Origin of the sequence: Streptomyces sp. NBC_00009 (assembly GCF_045040855.1) — a bacterium.
Classification (GTDB): Bacteria; Actinomycetota; Actinomycetes; order Streptomycetales; family Streptomycetaceae; genus Streptomyces; species Streptomyces aureus.
Genome location: NZ_CP108312.1, coordinates 2,816,290 through 2,832,669, shown reverse-complemented (window position 1 = coordinate 2,832,669; position 16,380 = coordinate 2,816,290). Strand labels below are relative to the sequence as shown.

The following is a 16,380-nucleotide window of genomic DNA, read 5'->3' as shown; positions in this document are numbered from 1 at the left end:
CGTCCGGCAGAGTCTCAGTCCTGTCAGGCCCCGCATACGACACTTGTGCATCCACAGCATTAAGAGCACCACGGACACCAGAACTTCACAGAGGCCGTCGTATGCCGCCCGAGCACCACGCGGCTCTCCCGTAGCGGGAGTTGCCCACCGGGCCCGTGTCTCCCGTGACCCCGCAGTTGGGAGGCCAGCGCCAGGGGCACGATTGCGTCCGCGAGGGTCACCTACAGCGGGCGATGCTGGAAGGAAACCGTGTGAGCCGGATTTCGGTCCGGGGATTCGCAGTGGCTTCGGCCACCGCGGTCACCACAGTCGGCGCAGTCGTGGGTGTTGCCTCGGGCAGCACCGCTCAGCCCTCCAACAACGAGGCTGAGGCCACGGCGAGCGACGCGACCCTCCTCGCCGACATACCCGCGGGTCAGCAGGCCCAGGTACAGACCGCCACGCTGACGCAGCAGGCGGAGACGCAGGCCATCGCCGCGGACAACGCCGCTCAGAAGTCGGCGGAGGAAGCAGCCCGTAAGAAGGCCGCCGAGGACGCCGTCGCCAAGCAGCAGGCCGCCGCCGACGCCAAGGCGAAGGCCGAGAAGGAAGCCAAGGAGCGCGAGGAGGCCAAGAAGGTCGCCAGCCGCTCGGCCACCCGCGACGCCTCCAGCTTCGCCGCGCAGGCCTCTTACTCGACGTCGCAGATACAGGCGATGGCGCGTCAGATGGTGCCCGCCGGGCAGTTCCAGTGCTTCAGCAACATCGTGGACCACGAGTCCAGCTGGAACTACCGCGCGACCAACGCCTCCTCCGGTGCCTACGGTCTCTTCCAGGCGCTGCCCGCGTCCAAGTACTCCACCGCGGGCGCCGACTGGCAGACCAACCCGGCCACCCAGATCAAGTGGGGCCTCAACTACATGGACAGCCGCTACGGCAGCCCGTGTGAGGCCTGGACCTTCTGGCAGGCCAACCACTGGTACTAGAAGCCGGTACAGCTTCATGACGGGCCCTGGGCCCGTCAACCTTCCTGAGCCCCTCGCCGTCCTACGGTGAGGGGCTTCGGGCATGTACGGTCGGAGCCGACGACTCCCGGGGGAGTGGTGAGAGAGCACGGGGGAAGAGGGCGGATCATGTCGCGAGTTCCAGGATGGCTCGGCCGGCTCGGCCATGAGCTGAGCCGGATGGGGGAGCGGTTGGACGAGCGCCGCGCCGAGGCCGAGCGTGACGACGGCGGGGACGACTCCGCGCCGGACGCCGCCCCGCACGCTCCTGATGCCGCTCGGGCACCCGCGCACATGGCCGCCGAGGCGTCCCAAGTGCCCGTCACCCGGCCGGAGAACGGCGGCGGCGACCACGTACCCCCGCCGCCCGCGTACGCGCCCGCGATAGCGGCCAGGCCCGACCCCGTCGCGGCCGTGCCGTGGGGGATGCGGGTCGCGGCCGAGGCCGGCTGGCGGTTGCTCGTCCTCGCGGGCACCCTCTGGGTCCTGATCAAGGTCATCAGCGCGGTGCAGCTGGTGGTGTACGCGTTCGTCGCCGCGATGCTCATCACCGCGCTCCTCCAGCCGACCGTGGCCCGCCTGAGGAGGCACGGCGTGCCGCGGGGCCTGGCCACCGCACTCACCGCGATCCTCGGCTTCGTCATCATGGGACTCGTCGGCTGGTTCGTCGTCTGGCAGGTCCAGGAGAACATCGACAACCTCTCGGACCAGATCCAGGACGGCATCGACGAGCTGCGCAGATGGCTCCTCAACAGCCCGTTCCATGTGACCGAGAGTCAGATCAACGAAATCGCCAAGTCCCTGCGCGACGCGGTCGGCGCCAACACCGACCAGATCACGTCCGCCGGCCTCGAAGGCGTGACCGTCATCGTCGAGGCCCTCACCGGCATCCTGCTCACGATGTTCTCGACACTGTTCCTGCTCTACGACGGCCGGCGCATCTGGGAGTGGACCACCAGGCTCGTCCCGGCGCAGGCCCGTCCGGGCATCTCGGGTGCGGGCCCCCGTGCGTGGCGCACGCTCACCGCGTACGTGCGCGGCACGGTGATAGTCGCCCTGATCGACGCGATCTTCATCGGGCTCGGCATCTTCTTCCTCGGCGTCCCGATGGCGGTGCCGCTGGCCGTCTTCATCTTCCTGTTCGCGTTCATCCCGCTGGTGGGTGCGGTGATTTCGGGAGCGCTCGCGGTGGTGGTGGCCCTGGTGACCCAGGGCGTTTTCACGGCCGTCATGACGCTCGCGGTGGTGCTGGCCGTGCAGCAGATCGAGGGCCACATCCTCCAGCCGTTCATCCTGGGCCGGGCCGTGCGGGTGCATCCGCTCGCGGTGGTGCTCTCCGTCGCGGCCGGGGGCCTGGTGAACGGGATCGGCGGTGCGGTGGTGGCGGTGCCGCTCGTGGCCGTGACGAACACGGTCGTCGGCTATCTGCGCGCGTACTCACGTGAGGCGGCGCTGCGGCAGGGGCCTTCGCCGCACGGAGCGACGGCCATCGACGTGGCGCCGGTCGATCCGCCGGCCGGGAAGTCATAGGGCCTTTCGTCCGGACACACGAGAACGCCGGGCGGGCTGAATTTCCTTCAGCCCGCCCGGCGTTCTCGTATGCGGTTACCGGGGTGATCCGTCCGTCAGGACAGGACGTCCTCGGAGTCCAGGGTGACGCCCACGGCCTGGATGACCGCGGCGATCTTGAACGCTTCCTGGATCGTCTCGCGGTCGACGCCCGCCTTGCGCAGCACCTGCTCGTGCGAGTCGAGGCACTGGCCGCAGCCGTTGATCGCGGAGACCGCGAGGGACCACAGCTCGAAGTCGACCTTCTCGACGCCCGGGTTGCCGATGACGTTCATCCGCAGGCCGGCGCGCAGCGTCCCGTACTCCGGGTCGGAGAGCAGGTGGCGCGTGCGGTAGAAGACGTTGTTCATCGCCATGACGGCGGCGGCCGACTTGGCGGCCGTGTACGCCTCCGGCGACAGGTTCGCCTTCGCCTCCGGCTCCAGCTCGCGCAGGACGCGCGGGGAGCGGGACGCGATCGCGCAGGCGAGCACGGTGCCCCACAGCTGCTGCTGCGGCAGGTCGGAGTTGCCGATGACCGAGCCGAGGTTCAGGCGCAGGTCCTTGGCGTAGTCCGGGACGGCGGACTTGAGTTCGTCGAGAGCCATGTCAGATCACTCGCCCGACAGGAGCGCGACCGGGTCGAGGGTGTTCTCGCCCTTGGTCCAGTTGCACGGGCACAGCTCGTCGGTCTGCAGGGCGTCGAGGACCCGCAGGACCTCCTTGGGGTTACGGCCCACGGAACCGGCGGTCACCATCGTGAACTGGATCTCGTTGTTCTGGTCGACGATGAAGACGGCGCGCTGCGCGAAGCCGTCCTCGCCCTCGATGCCGAGGTCGCGCATGAGCTCGTGCTTCGAGTCGGCGAGCATCGGGAAGGGCAGGTCGGTCAGGTCCGGGTGGTCCTTGCGCCAGGCGTGGTGCACGAACTCGGAGTCGCCGGAGAAGCCGAGGATCTGGGCGTCACGGTCGGCGAACTCGTCGTTCAGCTTGCCGAACGCGGCGATCTCGGTCGGGCACACGAAGGTGAAGTCCTTGGGCCACGCGAAGACGATCTTCCACTTGCCCTCGTAGGTCTTGTGGTCGATCTGCTCGAACTCCTTGCCCTTCTCCAGGGAGACACAGGCAGTCAGATCGAACTGGGGGAACTTGTCACCGACAGTGAGCACGCACTACTCCTTGCAGTATGGATGGGCCCTTTTTGGGGGCTTTCCAAAGGGGTTGGACTGCTCACGATCGTGGCACAGGGTGCATTGATTACGGAAATAGCTAGACTCGGTTGTGTTGATCGGAACCGGCTATCAGTAGCCCTAGGTAAAGGGAGTAACCGTGGCAAGCGCCAAGCGGCGACAGCCGAGCCTCGCGCAGCTGCGCGCCTTCGCCGCCGTCGCGGAGCATCTGCACTTCCGGGACGCGGCCGCCGCGATCGGCATGAGCCAGCCCGCGCTCTCCGGCGCCGTGTCCGCCCTGGAGGAGTCCCTCGGCGTGACCCTGCTCGAACGCACGACCCGCAAGGTGCTTCTCTCGCCCGCGGGTGAGCGGCTCGCGGTGCGTGCGAAGGCCGTGCTCGACGAGGTGGGCGCGCTGATGGAGGAGGCCGAGGCGGTACGGGCGCCGTTCACAGGAGCGCTCCGGCTCGGGGTGATCCCGACGGTGGCGCCCTATCTGCTGCCGACCGTGCTGAGGCTCGTACACGAGAAGTACCCGGATCTCGATCTCCAGGTGCACGAGGAGCAGACGTCGTCGCTGATCGAGGGGCTCAGTGCCGGGCGGCTCGATCTGCTGCTGCTTGCCGTGCCGCTCGGGGTGCCCGGGGTCATCGAACTCCCTCTGTTCGACGAGGACTTCGTACTCGTCACGCCGCTGGACCACTGGCTCGGCGGGCGGGAGGGGATTCCGCGGCAGGCGCTGCGTGAGCTGAATCTGCTGCTGCTCGACGAGGGGCATTGCTTGCGGGACCAGGCGTTGGACATCTGCCGGGAGGCCGGCCGTGATGACGTGCCCGTGACCACGACCGCCGCCGGGCTCTCCACGCTGGTGCAACTCGTCGCGGGCGGGCTCGGGGTGACGCTCCTGCCGCGGACCGCCGTCGCCGTCGAGACCAGCCGCAGCAGTCAGCTGCTCACCGGGTACTTCGCCGAGCCGGCGCCCACGCGGCGGGTGGCGCTCGCGATGCGGGCGGGGGCGGCCCGCTCCGCGGAGTACGAGGAGCTGGCCGCCGCCCTGCGAACTGCTCTGCAGGGACTGCCCGTTCGCGTCACGCAGGGCTGAGCCCTACTCCGTTCGCAGACCGCCCGCCCGCATCAGCCGCCACAGCGGCGGCATGCTCAGCAGGGTCACCGCCGCGATCGCCGCCGCGCCCACGCCCGCCAGGGGCAGGAACAGCAGCCAGTCGGTGACCGGCTTGCCGACCATGCGCAGCATCAGCCAGCCGAGGCCGAGACCGCCCGCGATCGCGAGGGACAGGCCGAGGGCGACCGGGATCGCCGTCTGCCACAGCACCGACCAGGCGAGCGTGGCACGGCGTGTGCCGTAGGCGACGAGGATCGACAACAGGCGTCTGCGGTCACGCAGTTGCTCGATCTGCGAGACCAGCATGGCGGCCGCGATCAGCGCCATGGTGAGCGCCGCGGCCGTGAACAGGCCCTTGCGGATGGTCGCGTACTCCTTGTCGCGGCTCATCGAGCTGTAGTTCCACACGTGCATCGCCGGATCGATCCGGAACGCCGTGTTGCGTGTGTACTCGACGGCGTCCGGCACCGAGGCGTCGATCCGGATCTGGGCGTTCGTCGAGGCGCTCTTCAGATGGCGTACGTCGAAGGCGCCCGGTGTGGCGAGGATCCCGCCGTACGTGTGGCCGGCCGGGTCGCGCCGGGTCGCCACCGTGCGCGCGTCCTTGGGCAGCGTCCACTGCGTGGTCCGGGAGTCGCCGATGGCGAGCCGGGCGCCGGGCCTGGCGTCCTTCTCCAACTGCTCGTCGGCCTCGGGATATTGGGTCCCGGTGACACGGAAGACGTCGCCGTCCGTGCACGAGGGGAGCTTGGCCAACTCGCGCAACGAGGAGCACGAGCCGACGGAGAGCGTGACGGAGTGCATCACGCCCTGGGCGTCCGGCTTCGCGCCCACCGGGTTCGCCCAGGTGTCCACGGTGCCGTACACCGACCGGACACCCTTGGTCGTACCGAACTCGCGGACCATCTGCTCGGCCAGCTCCCCGCTGGCGAAGTTGGCGTTCACGCCGACCTGGGCACGTGACGGGTCCTCGCCCGTCGCCTTGGTGAAGTCGTCGTTGATGCCGACCGTGAACATCTGCAGGGCGATGCCGCCCGCGACCGCGATGGTGATCCCGGCGACTGCGCGACTGGCCCCGCTGCTGTTCAACTGAAGCCTGCGTACGGCCAGTTGCCAGGGCACTGGGCCGCCCCGCAGCCGGCGGACGGTGGACTCCACCAGCCACGGCAGCACCAGGACCAGGCCGAGCAGGACGAACGCGATCCCGGCCGAGATCTGTACGACGCCCCGCGTGCCCACCGCGTCGGCGGAACCCGACGTGAGCAGCAGCAGCGCGCCGAGGACCGGCACCGGGATCCGCCACCACAGGCGCCGGTCCCGGGTGCGGCCGCTGCGGACGACGCCCAGCGGTTCGATCACGACGGAGCGCAGCGCGAAGACCGTGACGGCGACAGCGGCCAGCGGCACCGCCAGCATGATCAGTACGGCCAGGGCGGGTTCCGGTGTGAGATCCGCCGGGAACGCCGAGAGCCGCCAGACCTCCACGACGCCGAGCAACTGCCTTGCGGCCAGGAAGAAGACCACGCCGAACGCCAGGCCGATCAGCGTGCCGAACAGTGCCTCGCCCGCCGCCATCCGCCGCGTCATCCGTACATCCGCGCCGACCAGCCGCAGCGCGGCCAGGCGCCGGTCGCGCCGCTCGCCGCCGAACCGCACGGCCGTCGCGATGAAGATGGCGACCGGGACGAGGAGTACGACGCAGGCCAGCGCGATGAGCACGATGAGGACCGGGTCGAGCGGTTGGCTCGGGTACATCATGCCGAAGTGGTCGATACGGTTCGCGCCGCGGTCGGCACTGAGCCGGTCGCTGCCGACGTACAGGAACAGCTCGAACGGATCGGTCAGGCCCGCGTCGTGGATCGTGCCCACCGTCCGGTAGGCGTAGCGCTCCTTGAGGAGCTTGCCCTCGGGGGAGTCGAGCAGCTTCTTCAGGGCGGGCGAGAGGACCATCTCGCCGGGCCCCGGCAGCTTGTCGATGCCGGGCGGCAGCGGCGGATGCGCGCCCTCGGGCCGCAGCAGATAGCCGCCGATCGTGTTGTCCCGGTAGTCGGAGGAGGCGTCGGCGGCGAGCATCGTCCGGTCGCCGGGCTTGAGTTGGCCGGTCGTACCGACACCCAACTGGCGGCCCTCGCCGCGCACATCGCGCTCGTGCAGGAACGTCGGCACGGACGCCGCACCCAGCAGCAGGGCCGCGCCGAGGCCGACGCCGGCCGCGGTCAGCAGCGTACGGATCCAGCCCTCACGGCCGCCGGACGAGGCGAACCGGATGCCGAGGAGGAGGTCGCGCAGCCAGCTCGACGGGCCGGCGTGGGAGAGGGCGGCCGCCGGTGTGTCGCGCTCGCGGTCGGCGCGGTGGTCCACCAGCGTCATCGGACGAACTCCATGTCCCGTGACTTGCCGTCCCGTACGACGATCTCGCGGTCCGAGTAGGCCGCGACCCGGGTCTCGTGCGTGACCAGGACGACGGCGGCATTCGCGCCGCGGGCCGCTTCGGTGAGCAGTTCCATGACGCGCTCTCCGTTGAGGGAGTCGAGGGCGCCGGTCGGCTCGTCGGCGAACAGTACGCGCGGGTTGGTCACCAACGACCGTGCCACGGCTACCCGTTGGCCCTGGCCGCCGGATATCTCGCCGGGCCGTTTGCCAGCGAGGTCGTCGACCTCCAGGCGCTCCAGCCACGCGGCGGCCCGGCGCTCGGCCGCCTTGCGTCTGAAACCGGTCAGCCGCAGCGGTAGCGCCACGTTCTCGGCGCAGGTCAATTCCGGTACCAACTGGCCGAATTGGAAGACGAAGCCGAATTCGGAGCGGCGCAGCGCGCTGCGTTCGGCGTCGGACATCGCGGTCAGGTCGCGTCCGTCGTACGTGATGCTGCCCGCGTCCGGGGTGACGATCCCGGCCAGGCAGTGCAGCAGGGTCGACTTGCCCGACCCGGAGGGGCCCATGACGGCGACGATCTCGCCCGGGTGGATGGCGAAGGAGGCGCCGTCCAGGGCGGGCGTCGGCCCGTACGCCTTGTGCAGGTCGTGGGCGGTGAGCAGGGATCCGGCGGGAGTCATGAGGGGCGCACCTCCGCGGCGAGCTTGTCCAGGCGGGCGGCGGCGAGTTCGAGCCAGCGCAGGTCCGCTTCGAGATGGAACAGGGCGTGGTCGCAGATGAGCTGGTCGGCGAGGTCGCCCTTGCGCTTGCGGTCGGTGAGGATGCGCATCATGCGCAGGTGCTCGGCGCGCTGGGTGTCCAGGACCGTGGCGGCGTCGCGCTCGGTCAGCAGCGCGAGGACGACCTTGGTGTAGAGGACGGACTGGAGGTAGGGCTCGGGCGCCTCGGGGGTGGCGAGCCAGCGTTGGACATCGGTGATGCCGGCGTCGGTGATGGCGTAGCGCTTGCGTTCCGGGCCGTCGCCGGCCTCGATCCCGTCGACCTCGACCAGGCCGTTCTTCAGGAGCCGGGACATGGTCGAGTAGACCTGTCCGTAGTGCAGCGGCTTGTCGTGCCCGAAGGTGGCGTCGAAGGTGCGCTTGAGGTCGTAGCCGTGCCGTGGGCCCGACTCGAGAAGTCCCAGAAGGGTGTGACCGATGGACATGGCAGTCACTATACATAGCGAGTATACGTAGTGTGTATAGCCGGTCGGCGGACATCGCACGCCCCCCATGGACTGGTGCCGAGGTCATCATCGTGGGGCGCCCGAACCCGTACTGTCCGGTGCGATCCGGTTCACACGATCGAGAATCACGCAACCATCCGAGCCTCTCGCTCGTCGGTTCCCATGGGGTAGGTGCTGATTGTCACGTCCGGAAATGCCCGGATCGGCAGCCTTTTGCCCTTAGGTGCGGTGTTAGCTTCATGAGCTGATTCAGCACCGATGAGCGTGAAGTGCGCACTGTGCGCGCGGACGTGTCAGCGACTAGAAGCGGAGTAACGGGAGCCATGGGTCGAGCGGAAGCGAGACGAGCACGGCAGCGCGGCGGCGCGCGCCGGGCGGCGCGCGGGGGCTCGTCCACCCGGCGGACGGGTATACGCCGCTTCTTCACCTGGAAGAAGATCCTCGGCACACTTTTCGGCCTGTGCCTCCTCTGCATGGGCGCGTTCATCGTGCTGTACATGGTGATCGACGTGCCCGAGGGCAACCCGGACGCGATGCGGCAGAGCAACGTCTACAAGTACGGCGACGGCACGACCATGGCCCGTGTCGGCCAGGTCAACCGCGAGATCGTCGATCTCTCCGAGGTGCCCAAGCCGGTCCAGCACACCTTCGTCGCCGCCGAGAACAAGACGTTCTACAAGGACAAGGGCATCGACCTGAAGGGCACCGCCCGCGGCGTGATCAACACGGTCACCGGCAAGGGCAAGCAGGGTGGTTCGACGATCACCCAGCAGTACGTGAAGAACTACTACCTCACGCAGGACCAGACCGTCACGCGCAAGCTGAAGGAACTGGTCATCTCGCTGAAGGTGGACCGCAAGAAGTCCAAGGACGACATCCTCGCGGGCTACATCAACACCAGCTTCTACGGCCGCAGTTCGTGGGGCATCCAGGCCGCCGCCCAGGCCTACTACGGCGTCGACGCCAAGAAGCTGACCGTGGAGCAGGGCGCCTATCTCGCGGCGCTCCTCCAGGCCCCGAACCAGTACGACTGGGGCATCGCCTCGGACACGGGCAAGAAGCTCGCCGTGGCCCGCTGGAACTACGTCCTGGACAACATGGTCGACATGCACTGGCTCAGCGCGAGCGACCGCAAGGGTATGACGTTCCCCAAGCCGAAGGCGCCGAAGGCCGCCGCCGGGCTCGAGGGCCAGGAGGGCTACCTCTACACCGCCGCCAAGGCCGAGGTGATGAAGGACCTGAACCTCACCGAGGCGCAGTTCGACGCGGGCGGCTACACGGTCACCCTCAACATCGACCGCAAGAAGCAGAAGCAGCTGGAGAAGTCGGTCAGGCAGCAGCTGACCGACAACCTGAACCCGAAGAGCAAGAAGGCCGACTCCCGGGTACAGGCCGGCGCCGTCTCGGTCGACCCGAAGACCGGCAAGGTCCTCGCGCTGTACGGCGGTGAAGGGCTCAGCAAGCACTACGTCAACAACGCGACCCGCACCGACTACCAGCCGGCCTCCACCTTCAAGCCGCTGATCCTCGCGGCCGCCCTGGAGAACAACGCCACGACGCAGAACGGGCAGTCGATCAAGGCGGGCACCATCTACGACGGCACCAACAAGCGGCCGGTCGTCAGCGACGGACAGAAGGTCGGCTTCGCCCCGCCGAACGAGGACGACCACAGCTACGGCCCGGTCACCGTGCAGACCGCCATGAACAAGTCCATCAACTCCGTCTTCGCGCAGATGGGCGTCGACGTCGGCATGGACCAGGTCATGGCGACGGCCAAGAAGCTCGGCATGGACGACGCCGACCTCAAGCCGTACCCGGCGCAGACCCTGGGCACCATGGGCGCGAGCCCGATGGAGATGGCCGGTGTCTACGCGACGCTCGACAACCACGGCAAGCAGGTCACTCCGCAGATCGTGAAGTCCGTGTCCAAGCAGGGCCAGGACGTCCCGCTGCCGGACGCGATCGGCAACCACGTGCTCAGCCGCGGCGTCGCGGACTCGGTCACCTCGGTCCTGACCGGCGTGGTCGACGACGGTACGGCGAAGACCTCGGTGCGTGACAACCCGGCCCGCGACGGCCAGCAGGTGGCGGGCAAGACCGGTACCTCCGACGACAACAAGTCGGCCTGGTTCACCGGCTACACGCCGGATCTGGTCACCTCGGTGGGCCTGTTCGGCGAGGGCGCGCTGAAGACCTCGGAGGCGGGCGCGCACGTCTCGATGAAGGGCGCCGGCGGTCTGCCCCGCGTCGACGGCGGCAGCTTCCCGGCCCGCATCTGGGCCCAGTACACCTTCAACTCGACGAGCCCCACGGCCGAGTTCGGCCTCGACACGGACATGGGTGCGGCCGTCGAGGTGCCGTCCACCCCGCAGGACACGCCGAGCACCGAGCAGTCCACCCCGTCGTCGGACACCCCGAGCACCCCGGAGTCCACTCCGCCGACGACGCCGAGCACCCCGGAGTCGACCCCCGAGTCCACTCCGCCGACCGACGACCCGTCGGGCGGCGTCACGCCCCCGACGGACCCGTCGTCGCCGACCTTCGGGATCCCGGAGAAACCGGCCGACTCGGGCAGCAACAAGCCACGAGGCCTGACCGGCTGACAGTGACGCACGCGAGTGGGCCCGGAACCGTACGGTTCCGGGCCCACTCGTATATGCGCAGGTTCAGGCAGGCGATCCCGTGCCGTTGCCATGAGGCAGCTCGAACCACACGACCTTGCCGGTGCTCAGCCGCGTCGCACCCCAGCGCCGCGCCAGCCTGTTGACCAGGTAGAGGCCGCGCCCGCCCTCGTCGGTGGCGCGGGCCTGGCGCAGCCGCGGCAGCTGCGGCACGTCGTCGCCGACCTCGCAGCGCAGCACGTCGGTCCGCAGCAGGCGCAGCGTGACGGGCCGGGACGCGTACCGCACGGCGTTCGTCACGACCTCGCTGACAAGGAGCTCCACCGAGTCCGTCAGCTCCTCCAGGCCCCACCGGGCGAGCGCGCTGCGCGCCAGGCGGCGGGCCCGGCCCGGCGCCGCGTCCTCGGGGTCGAGGAGCCAGTAGGCGACGTCGCTCGGCGCGATCCCGTCGAACCGGGCCGCGAGCAGCGCGATGTCGTCGTCCCGGTCGCCCGGGCCGAGCATGTCGAGGACCTCGTCGCACAGCGCCTCGAGCGGCGGCGGATGGTCGGGGCCCGTCAGCTGGGCCGTCGCGGCCAGCCGCTCCCGCAGCTGCTCTATCCCGGTCCACACGTCCCGCAGCCGCGACTCGACCAGACCGTCCGTGTAGAGGAGGAGTGTCGCGCCCGCCGGGGCGTCCAGCTCGACCGCCTCGAAGTCGACGCCGCCGACACCGATCGGGGCGCCCGGCGGGACCCGCAGCACTTCGGCGCGGCCGCCCAGATGCAGCAGGACCGGCGGCGGGTGGCCCGCGTTGGCGATGGTGATGCGGTGCGAGACCGGGTCGTAGACCGCGTACAGGCAGGTCGCCATGCGGTCGCTGCCGAGGCGCTGGGCCTGCTCGTCCAGATGGTGCAGGACCTCCTGCGGCGGCAGGTCGAGACCGGCGAGGGTCTGCGCGGTCGTACGGAGCTGACCCATGATCGCGGCGGACGTCATGGAGTGGCCCATGACGTCGCCCACGACCAGGGCGACGCGGCTGCCGGGCAGCGGGATCGCGTCGTACCAGTCGCCGCCCACGCGCGCGGTCTCCGCGGCCGGCAGATACCGGGACGCGAGGCGCACGCCCGTCGGCCGCGGCAGCGTCTCGGGCAGCATCGTGCGCTGGAGCTCGTCGGCGATGTACGCCTCGCGGCCGTACAGGACGGCCTTGTCGATGCCGAGCGCGCTGTGCGTGGCGAGCTGCCCCGCGACCAGCAGGTCGTCGTTCTCGAACGCGTGGCGCTCGGGGCGGCGCAGGAAGACGGCCGCACCGATGACGCGGCGGCGCCCGCGCAGCGGCGCGAGGATCGCCCGCTGCCCGGTGGGCAGGGCGAGGTCCGGGTCGTCGCCGAGCAGCTCCGGCAGCGCGGCCAGGGCGGCGGGCGAGTCCGCGAACACGGGCCGTACGCCCCTCAGTACCTCGGCCAGCGCGCCGCCGGTCCGCACCTCGCACAGCTCGGCGGTGACGGGGTCGCCCTGGGTGGTGCCCGCCGCCATCGTCAGGAGTCCGCCGCCGTCGGTGTCCGGGTCCTCGGCGCCCTCCTCGATGAGGCGCAGCCGGTCCGTCCTGCGCAGCCGCAGCACGACGGGCCCGGTGGGCCGCTCGTCGCCGACCGGCAGCGGGTCCCGCAGATACACCAGGATCACGTCGGAGAACGTGGGCACGGACGCGCGGCACAGGCCCATGACGATCTCGTCGAGATCTATCCCGCGGGCGATCCGCCGGGTCGCGGCGCCCACGAAGCGCAGCCGGTCCCCGTCCCGCCGCATCGGGACGGGTGTCCCCGGCGGGCGCGGCTGTCCGCTCCGCCGGTCGGGCACGGGCCTCGGCCGGTGGGGATCGTCCGGTCCGGCGTCCGACAGGGCGTGCTCGGGCGCGCTCCCACCGGCCCCGGAAGCGGAACCGGGCTTGCGCCGCCCGGGCACGCCACCGCCACCGCTCTCACGGCGCGGGGGCTCGGGTACGGGTGCCGCGCCGGAGTGCTCGGGCGCGGCGCCGCGCGGTGCGGAGGCGCCTGACGCGGGCGAGCGGCGCGCGGGATCGGCGTCGTCGGCGGACGCGGTCGCTCCGGGGCGCCCCTGCGCGGGGAACGCGTCGGAGGCGCGCCTCAGAGCCCCGCGGGGGTCCGCGGGGGCGGCGGGGCGGGCGGCCGGCCGGCGGCCCTCGTGGGAGGTGGGGTGCTCCGTCACGCGTTTCGAATCCGTCCGTCCTGGGCTGCGCGCCTAACGACGTGCCGCTTCACTTTCCGGCGCGCCGGCAGTTGAAGAACAGCTGGTGTTCGGGTGGTACATCGGTGCTTGCCGGAGCGTACGCGTACGTGTGCTCGCCGGTGATCTCCAGTCCCGCGTCGCGTACGACCTGGCGCAGCTCGTCCCGCAGAAATCCCGATACCCGGATTGTGTGCCCCAGGAACGGAATCTCGGCGTCGTCCAGATCGGCCTCGACCATCGACAGGGCGAGCAGCCCGCCGGGCCGGAGCATCGAGCGCAGCAGCCGCAGCGCCGCGGGGATCTCTGCGCGCGGCAGCATCAGCAGCGTGAAGAAGCAGGTGACGGCGTCGAACTCGCCCAACTCACCCTGTTCCCGGCCCGGTTCGGGTCTCAGTGACGCGAGGTCCAGCTGGTGGAACTCGGCCTCGGGGACGTTCTTGCGGGCGAGCTCCAGCATTCCGGCCGACAGGTCCACGCCGACCACCGAGTGTCCCGCGTCCGCCAGTTGACGGCTCGTCGGAACTCCCGTGCCGCAGCCCACCTCGAGTATGCGCGAGCCGGGTGCGAGGCCCGCGAGCAGTGCGTCCACCGCGGCCAACTGGCCTTCCTTGTGCGGGAAGGCGTCGTCGTAGCGGGCGCCGATCGCGTCGAAGGCCTCGGCCTGGCCCGTACGGTCCGGCGCCGGGGTCCGGCGGCTGTTCCCGGACTCCTCGTACGTCTCGTAACCCTCGCTGCCGTGACTCACGGTCCCGCCGCCCCTCGATGACCTCGTTGACATCGTGTCAGACCTGCTGCAAGCGCGGAGAGTTGTACGTGTGTGCACTTGCGGAGGACGATCCTACGTTTGAACCACGGGGGCGCATCAAGGGTCTCATGAGGACACATGCGCGGGCGTACGGTCCCAGTCACCCGGAAGCGCGGGAACCGGCCACGACGGATCGGGCCGCCAGTGCTGCCAGCCGTCGGGGAACGGGTGCCCCCAGCCCTCGATCACCTCGACCGCGGCGCGCCCCGCCCTTCGTACGGATTCGGCCTGCGCCGCGCTCATCAGGCCCGCGGTCTGCGCCTGCGCGAACTCGTCCTCGTCGAGCCAGCGCCAGGTCCGGTCCGAGTCGACGGACAGGTCGAGGAAGTGGTCCTCGGAGTCCACGCCGCCGGCCCACCGCACCCGCGGCTGCTCAAGGTTCACGTACCAGTTCCTGAACTGCCAGCCCGGCTCCCAGAAAAGCCACACCGACCAGGGTTCGCCGGGCCGCGCCAGCTTCAGGACGCCGGTGCCGAACCACCGGTCGCGCCGGACGGCGCGCGGCTTCGTGTACCGGGTGGCCAGCGGCTCCTCGTGCACCGGTGTGCCGTCGGCCAGGACCGGTTTCACGCACTCGGTGCCGGGTGCCAGCCACACGGCGAGCAGCTCGGCGCTGTCCTCGACGACCGTGACGGGGCGGCAGATGTGGAAGCCGTCCCCGCCGTTCGCCCGGTAGCGCCACAGAATCCGGCTGCCGGGCGCCCAGCGCCCAACGCTGCCGTCGGTCTCACCCGCCAGAATGCTCGTCCGGTCCGTCATGGACAGATATTAGGTGCCCCCGGCACGTGACGCTGCGGTGCGCGTCACGAATTCGGTCAGTTGCCGGGCGCTGTTACGGACGCGTCATCCGCAGGACATCCAGCGCCTCGTCGAGCTGCTCGACCGTGAGATCGCCGCGCTCCACGTAGCCGCCCTCCAGGACGACCTCGCGGATCGTCTTCCGCTCGGCGAGCGACTTCTTGGCCACCTTCGCGGCCTCCTCGTAGCCGATGTACTTGTTCAGCGGGGTCACCACGGACGGTGACGACTCGGCGTACTCGCGGGCGCGCTCGCGGTTCGCGGTGATGCCGTCGACGGTCCGGTCGGCGAGCAGGCGCGCGACGTTGGCGAGAAGCCTGATCGACTCCAGGACGTTCCTGGCGATGACCGGCAGCATGACGTTGAGCTCGAAGTTCCCCGCGGCGCCAGCGGCGGCGACCGTCGCGTCGTTCCCCGTGACCTGGGCGGCGACCATGAGCACCGCCTCGGGAATGACCGGATTCACCTTGCCCGGCATGATCGACGAGCCCGGCTGGAGGTCCGGCAGGCTGATCTCGGCCAGTCCGGTGCGGGGGCCCGACGCCATCCAGCGCAGATCGTTGGCGATCTTCGTCAGGCCGACGACGATGGTCCGCAGCTGCCCGCTGGTCTCCACGATGCCGTCGCGCGCGCCCTGCGCCTCGAAGTGGTTGCGCGCCTCGGTCAGCGGCAGGCCCGTGGTCCGCGCCACCTCCGCGATGACGGCGGCCGAGAACCCGGGCGGCGTGTTGATCCCCGTGCCCACCGCCGTTCCCCCGAGCGGCAGTTCGGCCAGGCGCGGCAGCGAGGCCCGAAGACGTTCGATGCCGTACGCGACCTGCGCCGCGTACCCGCCGAACTCCTGCCCGAGCGTCACCGGCGTCGCGTCCATGAGATGCGTACGCCCCGACTTCACGACGTCGGCGAACTCGTCCGCCTTGCGGTCCAGGGCTGCCCGCAGATGGCCGAGCGCCGGGATCAGGTCATGGGTGACGGCGGCGGTGGCCGCGATGTGGATCGACGAGGGGAAGACGTCGTTCGACGACTGGGACGCGTTCACATGGTCGTTCGGGTGGACGTCGCGGCCGAGGCGCTCCGTCGCGAGCGTCGCGAGCACCTCGTTGGTGTTCATGTTGGACGACGTGCCCGAGCCGGTCTGGAAGACGTCCACGGGGAACTGGTCGTCCCAGCGCCCGTCGGCGACCTCGCCGGCCGACTCCGCGATGGCCTGCGCGATGTCCTTGTCCACGACCCCGAGCTCGGCGTTCACATGGGCCGCGGCCGCCTTGATGCGGGCGAGCGCCTCGATGTGGGCGCGCTCCAGGCGCTGGCCCGAGATGGGGAAGTTCTCCACGGCCCGCTGCGTCTGGGCCCGCCATTTGGCGTCCGCGGGGACCCGTACCTCGCCCATGGAGTCGTGCTCGATCCGGTATTGGCCGCTGTCGCCGCCGTCGTCATCCATCGCCGTCGTCATCGTCATCCCTCCGTATCCCTCGTAAAACGTGAGCACTTGTCTTGTTCTGG

Annotated in this window: 13 protein-coding genes; 4 read left to right on the top strand and 9 right to left on the bottom strand. The window is 70.2% G+C overall.

Annotated elements, in window-relative coordinates:
* Nucleotides 1-233: 233 nt before the first annotated feature.
* Nucleotides 234-965 (top strand): lytic transglycosylase domain-containing protein, encoded by a 732-nt coding sequence (locus OHA58_RS12505; RefSeq protein ID WP_405478765.1) that lies wholly within the window; start codon nucleotides 234-236, stop codon nucleotides 963-965.
* 147 nt (nucleotides 966-1,112) lie between these two features.
* On the top strand, nucleotides 1,113-2,513 hold the full coding sequence (locus tag OHA58_RS12500; RefSeq protein ID WP_405478764.1) for an AI-2E family transporter: 1,401 nt from the start codon (nucleotides 1,113-1,115) through the stop codon (nucleotides 2,511-2,513).
* A gap of 95 nt (nucleotides 2,514-2,608) precedes the next feature.
* Here OHA58_RS12500 and OHA58_RS12495 read toward each other — a convergent pair whose 3' ends face one another.
* Entirely contained in the window at nucleotides 2,609-3,139 is a 531-nt protein-coding gene (locus OHA58_RS12495) for an alkyl hydroperoxide reductase (protein WP_100598183.1), read from the bottom strand.
* Nucleotides 3,140-3,145: 6 nt separating this feature from the next.
* Nucleotides 3,146-3,700 (bottom strand): peroxiredoxin, encoded by a 555-nt coding sequence (locus OHA58_RS12490; protein WP_100598182.1) that lies wholly within the window; start codon nucleotides 3,698-3,700, stop codon nucleotides 3,146-3,148.
* Nucleotides 3,701-3,860: 160 nt separating this feature from the next.
* Between OHA58_RS12490 and OHA58_RS12485 the strand changes: the two genes are divergently transcribed.
* Nucleotides 3,861-4,802 carry a LysR substrate-binding domain-containing protein gene (locus OHA58_RS12485; protein WP_405478763.1) on the top strand — a complete coding sequence of 314 codons (942 nt, stop codon included), beginning with the start codon at nucleotides 3,861-3,863 and terminating at the stop codon, nucleotides 4,800-4,802.
* A gap of 3 nt (nucleotides 4,803-4,805) precedes the next feature.
* Here the strand turns inward: OHA58_RS12485 and OHA58_RS12480 are convergent, their stop codons facing one another.
* From OHA58_RS12480 to OHA58_RS12470, 3 genes are read right to left on the bottom strand one after another with little or no spacing between them, the layout of a single operon-like run.
* Nucleotides 4,806-7,193, bottom strand: coding sequence for an ABC transporter permease (locus OHA58_RS12480; protein WP_405478762.1), 2,388 nt, complete (start codon nucleotides 7,191-7,193; stop codon nucleotides 4,806-4,808).
* The gene (locus OHA58_RS12475; protein ID WP_405478761.1) at nucleotides 7,190-7,876 is read right to left on the bottom strand and encodes an ABC transporter ATP-binding protein; all 687 of its coding nucleotides are present in this window, start codon (nucleotides 7,874-7,876) and stop codon (nucleotides 7,190-7,192) included. The genes OHA58_RS12480 and OHA58_RS12475 overlap by 4 nt, the downstream gene beginning before the upstream one ends.
* A complete protein-coding gene (locus tag OHA58_RS12470; protein ID WP_405478760.1) occupies nucleotides 7,873-8,400 on the bottom strand; it encodes a PadR family transcriptional regulator in 528 nt (175 codons plus the stop codon). Before OHA58_RS12470 ends, OHA58_RS12475 begins: the two co-directional genes overlap by 4 nt.
* Nucleotides 8,401-8,744: 344 nt before the next feature.
* On the opposite strand from OHA58_RS12470, the gene OHA58_RS12465 reads away from it, so the two are divergent.
* The gene (locus OHA58_RS12465; RefSeq protein WP_405478759.1) at nucleotides 8,745-11,024 is read left to right on the top strand and encodes a transglycosylase domain-containing protein; all 2,280 of its coding nucleotides are present in this window, start codon (nucleotides 8,745-8,747) and stop codon (nucleotides 11,022-11,024) included.
* Between the two features lie 63 nt (nucleotides 11,025-11,087).
* Here the strand turns inward: OHA58_RS12465 and OHA58_RS12460 are convergent, their stop codons facing one another.
* The 4 genes from OHA58_RS12460 to OHA58_RS12445 form a co-directional block, all read right to left on the bottom strand.
* Complete coding sequence (locus OHA58_RS12460; RefSeq protein WP_405478758.1) at nucleotides 11,088-13,253, bottom strand: SpoIIE family protein phosphatase; 2,166 nt, start codon at nucleotides 13,251-13,253, stop codon at nucleotides 11,088-11,090.
* 49 nt (nucleotides 13,254-13,302) lie between these two features.
* Nucleotides 13,303-14,052, bottom strand: a complete 750-nt coding sequence (locus OHA58_RS12455) for a class I SAM-dependent DNA methyltransferase (RefSeq protein WP_405478757.1) — start codon at nucleotides 14,050-14,052, stop codon at nucleotides 13,303-13,305.
* Between the two features lie 93 nt (nucleotides 14,053-14,145).
* Nucleotides 14,146-14,838, bottom strand: a complete 693-nt coding sequence (locus OHA58_RS12450) for a DUF402 domain-containing protein (RefSeq protein ID WP_405478756.1) — start codon at nucleotides 14,836-14,838, stop codon at nucleotides 14,146-14,148.
* 73 nt (nucleotides 14,839-14,911) lie between these two features.
* A complete protein-coding gene (locus tag OHA58_RS12445) occupies nucleotides 14,912-16,318 on the bottom strand; it encodes a class II fumarate hydratase (protein ID WP_405484927.1) in 1,407 nt (468 codons plus the stop codon).
* Nucleotides 16,319-16,380 lie beyond the last annotated feature (62 nt).

Bases quoted from the DNA above. Each gene is read 5' to 3' on its own strand.
- OHA58_RS12465 (WP_405478759.1), top strand. From the start codon at position 8,745: ATGGGTCGAGCGGAAGCGAGACGAGCACGGCAGCGCGGCGGCGCGCGC.
- OHA58_RS12475 (WP_405478761.1), bottom strand. From the start codon at position 7,876: ATGACTCCCGCCGGATCCCTGCTCACCGCCCACGACCTGCACAAGGCG.
- OHA58_RS12480 (WP_405478762.1), bottom strand. From the start codon at position 7,193: ATGACGCTGGTGGACCACCGCGCCGACCGCGAGCGCGACACACCGGCG.
- OHA58_RS12470 (WP_405478760.1), bottom strand. From the start codon at position 8,400: ATGTCCATCGGTCACACCCTTCTGGGACTTCTCGAGTCGGGCCCACGG.
- OHA58_RS12505 (WP_405478765.1), top strand. From the start codon at position 234: ATGCTGGAAGGAAACCGTGTGAGCCGGATTTCGGTCCGGGGATTCGCA.
- OHA58_RS12445 (WP_405484927.1), bottom strand. From the start codon at position 16,318: ATGGATGACGACGGCGGCGACAGCGGCCAATACCGGATCGAGCACGAC.
- OHA58_RS12495 (WP_100598183.1), bottom strand. From the start codon at position 3,139: ATGGCTCTCGACGAACTCAAGTCCGCCGTCCCGGACTACGCCAAGGAC.
- OHA58_RS12500 (WP_405478764.1), top strand. From the start codon at position 1,113: ATGTCGCGAGTTCCAGGATGGCTCGGCCGGCTCGGCCATGAGCTGAGC.
- OHA58_RS12455 (WP_405478757.1), bottom strand. From the start codon at position 14,052: ATGTCAACGAGGTCATCGAGGGGCGGCGGGACCGTGAGTCACGGCAGC.
- OHA58_RS12450 (WP_405478756.1), bottom strand. From the start codon at position 14,838: ATGACGGACCGGACGAGCATTCTGGCGGGTGAGACCGACGGCAGCGTT.